Source organism: Parasphingorhabdus litoris DSM 22379 (assembly GCF_020906275.1).
Classification (GTDB): Bacteria; Pseudomonadota; Alphaproteobacteria; order Sphingomonadales; family Sphingomonadaceae; genus Parasphingorhabdus; species Parasphingorhabdus litoris.
On record NZ_CP086727.1, the window covers coordinates 1,532,631 to 1,545,269 of the forward strand.

General features: G+C 50.2%; 13 protein-coding genes. 2 read left to right on the forward strand and 11 right to left on the reverse strand.

What is annotated here, in order from left to right:
- Positions 1-10: 10 nt before the first annotated feature.
- From BS29_RS07375 to BS29_RS07395, 5 genes are all read right to left on the reverse strand, one after another.
- Entirely contained in the window at positions 11-1,234 is a 1,224-nt protein-coding gene (locus tag BS29_RS07375) for a mechanosensitive ion channel (RefSeq protein WP_229956551.1), read from the reverse strand.
- A 119-nt stretch (positions 1,235-1,353) separates the two neighbouring features.
- Positions 1,354-2,346, reverse strand: a complete 993-nt coding sequence (locus BS29_RS07380; protein ID WP_229956552.1) for an NADPH:quinone oxidoreductase family protein — start codon at positions 2,344-2,346, stop codon at positions 1,354-1,356.
- Positions 2,343-3,707, reverse strand: coding sequence for a serine hydrolase domain-containing protein (locus BS29_RS07385; RefSeq protein ID WP_229956553.1), 1,365 nt, complete (start codon positions 3,705-3,707; stop codon positions 2,343-2,345). Before BS29_RS07385 ends, BS29_RS07380 begins: the two co-directional genes overlap by 4 nt.
- Positions 3,707-4,243, reverse strand: a complete 537-nt coding sequence (locus BS29_RS07390; protein WP_229956554.1) for a surface-adhesin E family protein — start codon at positions 4,241-4,243, stop codon at positions 3,707-3,709. The genes BS29_RS07385 and BS29_RS07390 overlap by 1 nt, the downstream gene beginning before the upstream one ends.
- On the reverse strand, positions 4,236-5,555 hold the full coding sequence (locus BS29_RS07395; RefSeq protein ID WP_229956555.1) for a replication-associated recombination protein A: 1,320 nt from the start codon (positions 5,553-5,555) through the stop codon (positions 4,236-4,238). The genes BS29_RS07390 and BS29_RS07395 overlap by 8 nt, the downstream gene beginning before the upstream one ends.
- A gap of 116 nt (positions 5,556-5,671) precedes the next feature.
- Between BS29_RS07395 and BS29_RS07400 the strand changes: the two genes are divergently transcribed.
- Positions 5,672-6,133, forward strand: coding sequence for a hypothetical protein (locus BS29_RS07400; RefSeq protein ID WP_229956556.1), 462 nt, complete (start codon positions 5,672-5,674; stop codon positions 6,131-6,133).
- A gap of 6 nt (positions 6,134-6,139) precedes the next feature.
- Here BS29_RS07400 and BS29_RS07405 read toward each other — a convergent pair whose 3' ends face one another.
- On the reverse strand, positions 6,140-7,321 hold the full coding sequence (locus tag BS29_RS07405) for a glycosyltransferase family 4 protein (RefSeq protein ID WP_229956557.1): 1,182 nt from the start codon (positions 7,319-7,321) through the stop codon (positions 6,140-6,142).
- Between the two features lie 64 nt (positions 7,322-7,385).
- Here BS29_RS07405 and BS29_RS07410 point away from each other — a divergent pair, with 64 nt between their 5' ends.
- A complete protein-coding gene (locus tag BS29_RS07410) occupies positions 7,386-8,039 on the forward strand; it encodes an MOSC domain-containing protein (RefSeq protein WP_229956558.1) in 654 nt (217 codons plus the stop codon).
- On the opposite strand, the gene BS29_RS07415 is transcribed toward BS29_RS07410, so the two are convergent.
- The 5 genes from BS29_RS07415 to BS29_RS07435 are packed head-to-tail and all read right to left on the reverse strand — an operon-like array spanning position 8,036 to position 12,636.
- Positions 8,036-8,995: a hemolysin family protein gene (locus BS29_RS07415; protein WP_407673764.1), complete on the reverse strand. Its 960-nt coding sequence runs from the start codon at positions 8,993-8,995 to the stop codon at positions 8,036-8,038. The two genes, BS29_RS07410 and BS29_RS07415, sit on opposite strands and share 4 nt — an antisense overlap.
- Before the next feature lie 20 nt (positions 8,996-9,015).
- The gene (gene ybeY, locus BS29_RS07420) at positions 9,016-9,537 is read right to left on the reverse strand and encodes an rRNA maturation RNase YbeY (RefSeq protein ID WP_229956559.1); all 522 of its coding nucleotides are present in this window, start codon (positions 9,535-9,537) and stop codon (positions 9,016-9,018) included.
- On the reverse strand, positions 9,512-10,540 hold the full coding sequence (locus tag BS29_RS07425; protein ID WP_229956560.1) for a PhoH family protein: 1,029 nt from the start codon (positions 10,538-10,540) through the stop codon (positions 9,512-9,514). The genes ybeY and BS29_RS07425 overlap by 26 nt, the downstream gene beginning before the upstream one ends.
- Positions 10,540-11,877 (reverse strand): tRNA (N6-isopentenyl adenosine(37)-C2)-methylthiotransferase MiaB, encoded by a 1,338-nt coding sequence (gene miaB, locus BS29_RS07430; RefSeq protein ID WP_229956561.1) that lies wholly within the window; start codon positions 11,875-11,877, stop codon positions 10,540-10,542. The genes BS29_RS07425 and miaB overlap by 1 nt, the downstream gene beginning before the upstream one ends.
- A 9-nt stretch (positions 11,878-11,886) precedes the next feature.
- Positions 11,887-12,636, reverse strand: coding sequence for a lysophospholipid acyltransferase family protein (locus BS29_RS07435; protein ID WP_229956562.1), 750 nt, complete (start codon positions 12,634-12,636; stop codon positions 11,887-11,889).
- Positions 12,637-12,639: the final 3 nt, after the last annotated feature.

Below are 12,639 nucleotides of genomic sequence, written 5' to 3' on the forward strand. Positions count from 1 at the left end.
GACCAGCTTATTATTTTTCAGCTGGCTTCCGCGCTGCTGTTTTGCGGGCAGCGGGCGCTTTTGGTTTGCTCGTGCGCAAGTCTTCAAGCGTTTTGGCTGCTGCATCGCGGCCGCCCAATCCAAAGGCAAGAGCAGCTGCAACGCCGCCGCCGATAACCAAAGCGCCGAAGGCCATGTTGATGATGGAGTCTGCAAGGCCCATATATTTCAGGCCCATGGCAACGAACAAAACGATCGTCGCATATTTGACGATCTGACCACTCAAACCGCCTTCTGACGCACCACTAACAATTTTCGACAGAATATTGGCAATCATGAAGCCGAAGCCAATGATAACGCCGCCAAAGATGACTTTGCCGCCCAGTGCCAGCACTTCATTGAGAATGCTGGTCAGTTCAGGGAATTGCAGCATCCGGGTTGCCGCAATTGCTGCAAACAGCATAATCGCGATGATCACAACCTTGGAAACCACCGAAGAAACGGTTGTGTTTTCAGGCAAGATGCCCAGGGCATTCACCGAACGATCGACGCCCAGACCTGGGAGTACTTCCTCGATCAAACCACCAACCCAGCGTGCGATCATATAGGCGATGCCAAGCAGAATGGCTGCGCCAATAACAAGCGGGATAGAGGTAAAGATCGTGTTCAGTAACGAAGTTGCTGGACCGGTGATAGATGACATGTTGAGCGCATCCAGAGCCAAGATGGCAATCGGAATGATGATCAGAACATAGACAATTGTGCCGATGGTCTTGCTGATCGTGCTGTTGCCCGTAACTTCTTCGGCACCTGCTTTGTTGGCCCACTTGTCCAGGTTTACAGTCATCATTGCTGTTTCAACGATTTGCTTCACGATATTCGCAACAATCGAGCCGACGAAGAATATGATGCCGGCACCGATAATGTTGGGAATGAAGCCCATTACGTCATCGAGCAAAGTCTGCAGCGGTTCGATAACGCTGTTCAGTCCGAATGTGGAAAGCACGGCGATGAGACCAAAGAGCCAAATAAGCAAAGATACGATCTTGCCCAGCGACATTCCAATGGATTCACCAGAACCAGTATCACGTTGCAGGAAACTGATATTGTCGACCAGTTTAGCAAACGCCCATTTGGCGCCCTTTGCCACAACCCATGTCAGTAGAAGAATTATTAGCGCTATGCCAAGCTTCTCCCCCCATTCCATCATGAGCTCGGTGTCGAGCGCATAGTTTCCTATTCTCAATCCATCCATCGTGTTTCCCCTATTGTGAACAATTGTCTGTACGCCAAAAGGTTAACACGTTCCCTGTGTGAGATATAGTGCAGAGTAGCTCCAACACGGAGCAAATATGTAATCATATGTAACGAAAATCAGGGTGCGATATCGATAACGGCCCGGCCAATGACTGCGCGCTGTTCCAGAACTTTTAGGGCATCGGCCGCATTCTTTAATGCAAAGCGGTGGGAAATATGGGGACGCATGATGCCTTGTTCGGCCAATTTGCGGAGCGCTTGTTCACTGTTCTGCGCGAGTTTTGGATCACGCCTTGCGCTCTCGCCAGCGCGCAAACCGATTAAACTATATCCTTTGATAAGCGCGTGATTGGCAGGGAAAGCGGGGATGTCGCCGCTCGCAAACCCGACTATCAGATAACGACCGCCCCAAGAGATAGCGCGTGTTGCTGTGATTGCTAAATCACCACCGACGGGATCGAACACAACATCCACGCCCTTACCTCCGGTGAGCTCTTTGACCTGTTTGGCAAGATCGGCGTCAGATGGATCCAAACTATGGTCAGCCCCAGCTTGTTCAATCGCTTGGCGTTTTGTCTCGTTGGATCCGGTAGCTATGACAATTGCGCCTTTATGTTTGGCGAGTCTAACGGCGGCCATGCCAACACCGCCGCTTGCGCCAAGAATGAGGATGCTCTCTCCTGGCTGCAAATCCGCTTTATCGTTTAACGCATGCCATGCGGTTATAGCTGCGCCATGCCAGCAAGCCCCTTCAGCGAACGATAGAGAAGGGGGAAGTGGTCGGACAGCAGTGTCCCGCAAGACAGCCTGTTCGGCAAAGCCATTTCCTTTACTGCCACCCATCACGCGATCGCCTACCGAGAAGCTGGTGACTCCGGAGGCAACATCAATCACTTCACCCGCAACCTCCAAGCCGGGAACGAAAGGAGGATCGGGACGAAATTGATATTTGCCGTAGGTCATCAGCAAATCCGGAAAATTGAGGCCCGCTGCTTTCACAGCAATCCGAATTTCACCGGATCGCAGGGCTTGTGCTTCCATCTCCTCCAATCGAACAGAATCAGGACCGGTTAAGGCAGTGCAGACAGCGGCGGTATAGCTGGTGCTCATGAACCTGAAACTTTCACAATGTCCCGTGTGAAAGTCGCTATATCAAAGCGATTGCTGCGCGTGTCATAGCCACGTCTAACGATCACCGTATCCAGTGAAGGAATAATAACGAGATACTGCCCGCGATTTCCAAAGGCAGCAAAAGTGTCCGCTGGAATACCATCTGATTTGTTCATCAACCAAAAAGTAGCGCCATAGCCAAATTCGCGATCTGGCTGCGGTCCGGAAGCGGTACTAACATATTTGCGCCAGCTTTCGGGGAGCAGACGTTCTGGTCTGTCGGCTCCATAAGGCCACAGGCCATTGTTCAAATATAATATTCCCAATCTGCCTAAATCGCGGGCAGTGGTCCAAACTTGGCTAGAAAGTATAGGATGTTCCTGCCAGTCCGTTTCTGCATAGGTTCGCGTCATGCCAATTTTTTGGAAAAAATCATAAGGTTCAAAAGGGCCTGAACGTGCAGCATATACAGCTAGTAAAGTATCGTTATTGGCATAGCGAAACCGGCTGCCTGGCGGATAGAGCAGCGGCCAGTTTACGGCTCTTTGGGTAACGGTGGCGCCACCCATGTAAATCGGGTCGGTGCGATTGCCTGCGGTATCGCTGATCAATCCGCTGGACATCCGCATTAAGTGGTCGAGCGTTATGGTCCGGCGTTGATCAAAGACGCTCTGCCATTCGACGATTTTCGCCGGTGCATCTACGTTTGAAAAACCTTGATGCACGCTATGTCCGATCAACGTACCAGCGATTGACTTTGCAACGGACCAAGTACGCTGGGCAGTATGGCGATCATGCCCGTTTTTGTACCGCTCGGTCACTATCTTGTCGTCTTTGATCACGATAACCGCACTTGTCTTTCCGCCATATTTGCTGGGATCGAAAGCAGCCGATGCGATTGGGCGTATTTTTTTGCTCAAATTTGACGTTTTGAAAACAGCACCTTTATCACCCATTGGCCAAGGCAAATCATCGCTAAAAGAGCGCAGCTGCGGTGGTTCTTCGAGTTCTATGCCAGCAAAACCGATCGGCATTCCTGTGCAGCCTGTCATGGGATTCCAGATAGCAATACGCGGCGGCATGACGTCACTATAGCGGACTTGCACTTGCCGTGTTTCTTGATCGATACTTGCGGTGAGCGTTGGTACGATCTTAGCGATATGGTCATAGATGCCCGTTAATTCATCAGCTTCGATATCGGCAAGTGACTTGCCACCATTCCAAAGACCGGAGCAAATAAATTGGGCTTTATATCCAGCAGCCAGAGCCCGGTCATAATCAGTTGGTGCTTCTTTAGCTTGTCCTGCCAGTGGAGCGGAGAAAAGCAGACTACCGATTACAAGCAATTTTCTGATATTCACTATTTGCTCCAATCTGCATTAAGATAGGCCTTGAACGCTGTCAGTGGCTGAATATGGCCGGGGAATTCCTGTGATCCAAATTCCTGATCGGGTTCACAAGCAAACCGAAAAACACTGACATAGCCCGAATCTGCATAAGGCAATATCCACTTCGCGAATGCTCGGGATTGGGTTTCTGACCGGATTAATTTTTCATTCCCATCAAATTCAGTCAGCTCCATCGCGGCGTACATATGTTTGTGGCAGTCGATCAATATCGTTGAACGGATATCCCTGATCCTGGAAATCTCGTTATCGCCAGCATTGGTTTCTGCCATAACAATTTGGGAAACTGAAATTGATGTCAGCCCGTCGATATTTCTGACGCTCGATTTGTCTGCAAAGAAGATGTCTGAACGATAATCTGGCGCTTCGTCGACAATCACTTCGTCAACCAGATACCAATCCGGCAGTTTTGGTTTATCTTTTGCGATTGCCACCGGGACAATCAACATGGAAAGCACAATCATCGCGACGAAATTTGGAGATCTAGCCATTTCTTTTGCGCCTTAAATCGTTCCAATAATCGAGACGTTCCCTGATCTTATGCTCGAAGCCACGGTCTACTGGCTGATAGAATGACTCAGGGCTCATCTCTTCGGGCCAATAATTATCACCGGAAAAACCTTCATCACTCTCATGGTCATAGCTGTAGCCTTCGCCAAAGCCGATTTCTTTCATCAGCTTTGTCGGAGCGTTGAGAATATTCTGTGGCGGCATCAAGGATCCGGTCTGTTTGGCTGATTTCCAGGCAGATTTTTGCGCTTTATACGCCGCATTGGATTTGGGCGCTGTCGCGCAATAAAGACAGGCTTGGACAATCGCCAGTTCACCTTCCGGACTGCCGAGAAAATCATATGCATCCTTGGCAGCCAATGCCTGAACCAGGGCTTGTGGGTCGGCTAGCCCGATATCCTCGCTTGCAAAACGTACTATTCGGCGCAGCACATAAAGCGGTTCTTCGCCTGCCACCAGCATCCGTGCGAGATAATAAAGTGCAGCCTGTGGATCAGAGCCGCGCAGAGATTTATGCAATGCCGAAATCAGATTATAATGACCCTCGCGGTCTTTGTCATAGACGGCCATGCGGCGATGAAGCAGTTTCGCAAGCGCAGCGGCATCAAGCGGTTCGTCAATATCTAGTGAAAACAGCGTCTCTGCTTGATTGAGTAGAAAGCGCCCATCGCCATCAGCGCTAGCTATAAGAGCATCTCGAGCAGCTTCCGTCACGGGCAAGGCATGCTTCATCAATGACTCTGCCTTGACTAACAGTTGCTCCAATGCGGAGCTGTCTAGTCGATTGAGGATCAACACCTGCGTCCGGCTAAGCAGAGCGGCGTTGAGTTCAAAGGAAGGGTTTTCAGTCGTTGCGCCGACCAATATCACTGTGCCTTTCTCAACATAGGGCAGAAAACTGTCTTGTTGAGATCGGTTAAAACGGTGGATCTCATCCACAAATAGCAGGGTTTGCTTGCCCGTCTGTTGGCGCTGCTCTGCCTCTGCAAAAACCTTTTTCAAATCTGCAACACCCGAAAACACGGCAGATATTGCTTTGAAATGCAGATCTGTTTCGTTGGCCAGCAAACGCGCTAAGCTAGTTTTACCAGTGCCTGGAGGTCCCCAAAAAATGATCGAAGAGAGCTTGCTCGCCTTTACCATGCGCTTGAGAGCGCCATCGTCCCCTACTAACTGGTCCTGACCCACAACGTCATTGAGATTACGAGGCCTGAGTTTTTCGGCCAGCGGCGCATTGGCAGGAATTTCATCCTTTTCTTGCGAACTATCATCCATGGTGAAGAAATCGTCCATTACCCGTTCACTATGGCATTTTCTCGCTTGAAGACCAGCAAGTTCCGGCGCTGTTGGAAATTTTGTTGTTGGACAAGTCCATGATAAGAAGATGCCGGGAGAATAGGGAGGGAAGCATGACACAGACAGTAGAGAATATCGACACCGGCGACGCCAGACCAGCGACGCCATGGCACCTTTGGGTGGTTGGGATTGTTGCGACGCTCTGGAATTCAGGCGGTGCACTGGACTACACGATGACTCAAACGCGTAACGAATCTTATATGAGCAGCTTTACACAAGAACAGCTGGACTATTTTTACGCATTTCCAGCTTGGGCAGATGCCGCCTGGGCGCTCGGTGTTTGGGGTGCCTTGCTTGGATCCTTGCTTTTGTTGATGCGCAGCCGCCATGCGGTGATAGCATTCGGCCTTTCACTGCTCGGACTATTGGGATCTTCTATTTATCAGATGACGGCAGACATGCCCGTCAGCCTCAGTACACCAGGGATATGGATGTTTACAGCCGCTATCTGGCTGTCGATTATCTTGCTGATCTGGTATGCACGGAAAATGACTGTCGGCGGTATTTTGCGTTAGGTTTAATTAGCGGATAGCTGATTGCTTGATGGGGCTTTGTCCCGACTGGCGTTGTCTAATCAGGCGCAGATATGTTTCGGCCACAGTGTGATTGATCTGATCCCAGCTGAATTCGTCAGCACGCTTTTCGCCTGCCGCGCCATGGGCATTGCGAATAGCATCATTTTCGCAATAGACTTGCAAGACATCAGCAAAGTCGCGGATGGCGCCGGGAGTGACCAGCCGTCCTGACTCATTGTCTTTGACCAGGCTTTGGCTTCCTGTCGCTATGGCTGCAACAACGGGCAGGCCGCAGGCCATCGCTTCTAACGTCACATTACCAAAAGTTTCAGTAACCGAGGGATTGAATAGAATATCCATGCTGGCGACACCGCGACCAAGATCGGAACCTTGCTGAAAACCAGCAAAGACAGCACTTGGTATTCTGTCTTCAAACCATTGCTGGGCCGGGCCTTCTCCAATAACCAAAATCCTATGCTTGACCCCGCGGCGACGCAATTCATCAATCGTGTCAGCGAAAACATCCAATCCCTTTTCCATCACCAACCGACCGAGAAAGCCAATAACCAGCTCATCATCGGTTATGCCCAGCGACTGTCGCCAGGCCAAATCACAGCGGGATGGGTTGAAAATTTCTTTGTCGACGCCTCGCGACCAAATGCCGACATCATAGTTCATGCGTTGCTCACGCAGGACCTGCGCCATCGACTCTGAAGGTGCGACTAAGGCATCGCAGCGGCGATAAAGACGACGCAAAATCGCTTCAATAACAGGCTCGAGAAAGGCTAAGTTATAGTAGCGTGGATAGGTTTCGAACCTGGTGTGTACGGATGCCAAAACCGGAATATCATGATTGCGCGCCCAACTGACCATCTTATGCCCGACGCGGTCGGGGCTTGATATTTGCATGATGTTGGGATTGAATTCAGCCAGATCACGCTTTGCACTACCGGAAATATGCGTCGGAAAACGATATTCTCCACGCCCGGGAAAGGCGAAAGAAGGAACGCTGATCAAATCACCTGTGGGTTCAAATGCTGGCGTATCGGTCGTCGGCGAATAGACTCGTACAGCCGCACCCTGGCGCAAAAGATATTCGGCCAGCCTGTTTAACGCTTGATTGGCGCCATCGCGTACAAAATTATAGTTGCCACTGTATAAGGCAATGCGAAGGTCACTTATTTCCATTTGGGTCTTCAAGCATAATAAGAGGGAAATTGCCAATATGAACTGGACCCGCTAGCGATGATAAATGATTGAAACAACGCTCGATAGTCTGCTCATCGGGACACCAAAGCCTTTTCGTGAAGATGGCGAAATGAGTGCCATCGCCAAAACGCCGGTCACTGAGGCTATTGCACTGGGGCTTTTTGGGTTTGAGGGCAATCAGGTGGCGGATCCTTTGCATCATGGTGGTCGTGATAAGGCGGTGCACCTTTACCCGATCGAACATTATCCCTTCTGGAAAGGCAAATATCCGGATGTTGATGTCTTAAATCGGCCCGGTGCATTTGGAGAGAATTTGAGTTGCACTGGAATGACGGAGGACAGGCTATGCCTTGGTGATGTTTTTCGGCTCGGCGAAGCATTGATAGAATGCAGCCATGCGCGACAGCCTTGCTGGAAGCTTAACTATCGTTTTGGGCATCCAGATGTTTTGAAAACAGTGATCAAAACACGAAAATCAGGTAGCTATTTTAGAGTGCTAGAGCCTGGCAAGGTTCGTGCCGGAGATCGAATGATCCAACAAGACCGCCCTTTCCCTGAATGGTCATTGGAACGACTATTTGGGATAATTATTGGGGGCAAACACCAAGGGCAGGGCACCGAACTGCGTGCATTGTCCGAAATGCCTGTATTGGCAGAAACCTGGCGCAAACGGGCTACTCAGTTGGCTGATACTTAGCTGGTGTGTTCGGCTTTTTCGATGTGTTTGTTGGCCGGTAGCAAACGCAGTTTTGTCACGCGGCGATCGTCGGCTTCCAGTATCTCCAACTGCCATCCGCTAGGATGCTCCAGTGTTTCGCCTGGCTTTGGAATATGGCCGGCCAGCACAAAGGATAAACCGCCGATAGTGTGAACATCCTCGTCAATCTCGGCCAATGCTGGATCAATTTCTTCTCCAACATCATCCAGTTCCGCCCGGGCATCGGCTTCCCAAACACCGTTGTCGAGGGCTTTTAGCATGGGAATGGGCTCATCATCATGCTCATCCTCAATATCACCAACAATTTCTTCGACAATATCCTCGATGGTTACAAGGCCTTCGGTGCCGTTATACTCGTCAAATATGATCGCTAAATGAGTGCGCGTCGATCGCATTTCGGCAAGCAGGTCCAACACCCCCATCGATTCCGGCACAAAACGCGGCTGGCGCAAATATGGGGTGATATCTGTTGGCGGGGTCTCACCCTTGGCAACCAGCGCAAATATATCTTTTATGTGCACCATACCGATGATCGTATCGAGATTGTCTCGAAAGACCGGGATACGACTATGGCCATGTTCTGAGAATATCTCGACATATTCGCTAAATGGTGCACTTTCCTCAATTGCGATGATATCTGCGCGAGGAACGGCAATGTCATCGACACGGTTATCACTAAAATGTAGCAGGTTGCGCAGCATCTCCAGTTCGACTGGGGAGATGTCTTCATCCCCCTTTTTGTCGCTATCGCCATCATTTTCATGCTCATCTATGACTTCTTCGAGCTGTGCGCGTAGCGAATTATCTTCCGCTTCCCCGAAAACCATGGCTTTCAGGCTGCGCCATATTCGCCCCGGTTCGTCATCCTCGCTACGGGTTGCCGATGAAGATCGATTTCCGGTCCCGTTGCTGTTGTTTATGTTATCGTCTGGCATATTCTATTCTTAGTCTCATATCATATATGTTGTTCGGCATAGGGATTGGCAATGCCCAAATTCTCTAGTGCTTTGACTTCCATTGCTTCCATGATCAATGCATCTGCTTCTACTTGATGGTCATAGCCTAATAAATGCAAAACACCGTGCACCGTCAAATGGGATGCATGGTCTTCCATAGCAATGGATTTTTCTTTTGCCTCTTGGCTACATATCCCATGTGCCAAAATAATGTCTCCCAGCAGTACTTCGCCATCATCACTGTTTGATAAAGATTCCAGCAGATCCTGTTGTACCAGCGGAAAAGACAGCACATTGGTTGGCTTATCTTTACCGCTATAGGCAGCGTTGAGCTCTTGCACTTCATCGTTATTGGATAGCTTGATACTGATTTCGAGGGCAAAATTCTGTTCTGCCAGATCGCCAAAAGAGGAGACAGAGAATGCCGCCTTTGCTGCCTCTTCGCTTCGTTTTAGCCAATTAATTTCATCCGACCACTCTGGGCCGGTGTTAAGTTCAATCTGCAGCATCTTTGCCTTCATAGGCCTCGACAATTTTACCAACCAAGGGATGGCGGACGACGTCGGATGCACCAAATTTTACCGTGCTGACACTGTCGATATTCTCTAACTTCCCGACGGCATCGGCAAGGCCAGACGTAGCTCCGCCCGGCAAATCAACTTGTTTCGGATCTCCGCAGATGACCATACGACTGTTCATGCCGAAACGCGTAAGAAACATCTTCATCTGCGCGGCGGTTGTGTTCTGCGCTTCGTCTAAAATGACAAAAGCGTCGGCCAGCGTGCGGCCGCGCATGAATGCGATGGGCGCAATTTCAATTTCTCCGCTCTCAATGCGCCGCTCAACCTGCTCGGCTGGCAACGTGTCATAAAGTGCGTCATAAAGTGGGCGAAGATAGGGATCGACTTTTTCCTTCATATCGCCGGGAAGAAAGCCAATTTTTTCACCGGCTTCCACCGCTGGACGTGAAAGTATCAAGCGGTCGACAGATCCTGTAATCAGTTGGGAAACGGCCTGTGCAACTGCCAGATAGGTTTTACCGGTGCCAGCTGGGCCAAGAGCAAATATCATATCATCACGAGCCAGCTTTTCCATATAATCGGCTTGACGCACGGACCGCGGAAAAATCGTCTTTTTCCGGGTCTTGATCATCACTTTTGGTGGAGCTGAAATGTCCGCATTAGCCGTTTTTTGTTCGCTTACTGCTTTTGCGGCCTTTGATACACGAGGGTCTGCGACCATACCGATAATGGCTTCCACGACCGCAGCATCAATTTCCTGACCTTCTTCCAGACGATTATAAATGCCGGTAAGGACATCGCGTGCTTGGGTTGCGGCCTCCTCTTCGCCTTCGATTTTCAGTTTGGTGCCACGCGCTGCTATGTAGACGCCCAACCGATTTTCGATGGCGACTATGTTGCGATCATATTCGCCAAACAGCTCGCCCAATATCTGAGGATCATCAAATTCTACGTCCAGAGTTACCAGCTTGATTTTGTCTTCGGCAATGCTCTTTTTGGCCATTAAGCAGCTTCTCTCTGTATCATTTTGCCTTGCAAACTATTTGGCCCCGCGCTTTCGATCACGACATCTACCATATCACCAATCGCCAAATTGGGAGCAATGATATGAACGGATTGGAGCCAGGGCGTTTTGCCGACAAGCTGTCCATCAAGTTTGCCATGGCGCTCCAATAAGATATCTGTGTGCCGTCCTAGCGCTTGTTTGTTAAAATCATGCTGTTGCTCGTTCAACAATGCCTGGAGTCTTTGGAGACGTTCATCCATGATTTCCGGTGCAATCTGATCATCCATCACAGCAGCAGGGGTTCCGGGGCGTGGAGAATATTTGAACGAGTAAGCTTGAGCATAATTGGCTTCCCGAACCACCGCTAGCGTCTCTTCAAAATCATCATCGGTTTCGCCGGGAAAACCAACAATGAAATCACCGGAAATGGCGATATCTGGGCGCGATTTGCGCATCCGTGACAGGATATCAAGATAGCTTTCCGTGGTATGTGAGCGGTTCATCGCTTTCAATATGCGAGCGCTACCCGATTGCACAGGTAGGTGCAGATAGGGCATCAGCGTTGGGATCTCGCCATGCGCGGCGATCAAGGCATCGGTCATGTCATTCGGATGACTGGTTGTATATCTGATGCGCTCCAAACCATCAATGTTATCCAGCGCTCGGATCAATCCGTCGAGGCCCTGTGCCCGACCCTTATCATCTTCACCGGTCCAGGCGTTCACATTCTGTCCAAGCAGAGTGATTTCTTTGACGCCGCCATCGACCAGGGCTTGCGCTTCTTTGATCAAATCGCTCCACGGGCGGGAAATCTCCGTGCCACGTGTGTAAGGAACAACACAATATGTGCAAAACTTGTCGCAGCCTTCTTGTACGGTCAAAAAGGCGGTGGGTCGGACTTGTTTCTTGCGTGTCGGCAGGGCGTCAAACTTCGATGCCGCAGGCATATCCGTATCGAGCGCTTTTTTGCCTGTTTTGGCTCGTTCGATCAGTTCTGGCAGCCGATGATAAGCTTGCGGTCCCACTACAATATCGACACTCGGCGCGCGTCTTGAAATTTCTTTGCCTTCCGCTTGCGCTACGCAGCCGGCGACAGCAATCATCGGACTTTTACCGTCTTTGCCGCGCAAACGACCGATATCGGAATATACTTTCTCAGCTGCTTTCTCACGAATATGGCACGTGTTGAGGACAACCAGATCGGCATCTTCGCCATTGGCGGCACTGGCCATCCCTTGGTCAGTAAGCATTTCAGACATGCGCTCGCCGTCATAGACGTTCATCTGGCAGCCGAAGGACTTAACTCGGAATTTCTTAGGATCGGATTTATTCATAACCGCAGCCTATACAACGGGCTCTCCAGACAGGGAAGCGGAAAGCGCCTTGGCAATCCGTCGTTCTGCCTCGGCACAAATAGCCTTCCGATCCCCAAAATCTGCGGGATCGAATGGCTCAAGAAAATATAATGTCGTCGGGATAACACCGAACCGTGCAAACAGCCGCTTCGCATTTTCAACCGCAGGCTCTTCGCCAACCCAGGCTATGTCTTTGCTGACCTTACCAAAATTCAGCAGCATAGGCTGCACTTTGGTCGGTTTCGGCGGCGGTGCCATGGCTTCAAACAAAGAAGGCTTAAAGGGTAGCAAGCTATGCCCGTCGGTCGTCGTCCCTTCAGGAAAAACAGTTATCGGATATTTTTCCTCAATAGCTTCGCGAATAATGTCGATTTGCCCGCCGACCTGCATCCGGTCTGTTCGGGATACAAAAATTGTTTTGTTGATGCGGCACAGCCATCCGATGATGGGCCAACTGGCTATACCATCTTGCGCCACAAAGGTGCAGCCCGTTACGCCGGCAATGACCGGAATATCAAACCAGCTCACATGGTTAGAAACATAGAAAACATCATGTTTGAGGCGATGGCCTTCTGTTTTGATCAAAGCACCGCAATTGGTGGCGACAAGCCACAAGAAAAAACGTGGCCATGGGGAGGGTAGACGGAAAAGCCTCCATAGATAATGCATCGGCAGGCAGATGGCCAAGCTCAATATTATGCCTAACAGGCGTAGTCCGATAAGTAGCGCCCCAACCACCGA

Coding starts and splice junctions, on each gene's coding strand:
- BS29_RS07375 (WP_229956551.1), bottom strand. CDS start 1,234: ATGGATGGATTGAGAATAGGAAACTATGCGCTCGACACCGAGCTCATG.
- BS29_RS07380 (WP_229956552.1), bottom strand. CDS start 2,346: ATGAGCACCAGCTATACCGCCGCTGTCTGCACTGCCTTAACCGGTCCT.
- BS29_RS07390 (WP_229956554.1), bottom strand. CDS start 4,243: ATGGCTAGATCTCCAAATTTCGTCGCGATGATTGTGCTTTCCATGTTG.
- BS29_RS07395 (WP_229956555.1), bottom strand. CDS start 5,555: ATGGACGATTTCTTCACCATGGATGATAGTTCGCAAGAAAAGGATGAA.
- BS29_RS07400 (WP_229956556.1), top strand. CDS start 5,672: ATGACACAGACAGTAGAGAATATCGACACCGGCGACGCCAGACCAGCG.
- BS29_RS07405 (WP_229956557.1), bottom strand. CDS start 7,321: ATGGAAATAAGTGACCTTCGCATTGCCTTATACAGTGGCAACTATAAT.
- BS29_RS07410 (WP_229956558.1), top strand. CDS start 7,386: ATGATTGAAACAACGCTCGATAGTCTGCTCATCGGGACACCAAAGCCT.
- BS29_RS07415 (WP_407673764.1), bottom strand. CDS start 8,995: ATGCCAGACGATAACATAAACAACAGCAACGGGACCGGAAATCGATCT.
- ybeY (WP_229956559.1), bottom strand. CDS start 9,537: ATGAAGGCAAAGATGCTGCAGATTGAACTTAACACCGGCCCAGAGTGG.
- BS29_RS07425 (WP_229956560.1), bottom strand. CDS start 10,540: ATGGCCAAAAAGAGCATTGCCGAAGACAAAATCAAGCTGGTAACTCTG.
- miaB (WP_229956561.1), bottom strand. CDS start 11,877: ATGAATAAATCCGATCCTAAGAAATTCCGAGTTAAGTCCTTCGGCTGC.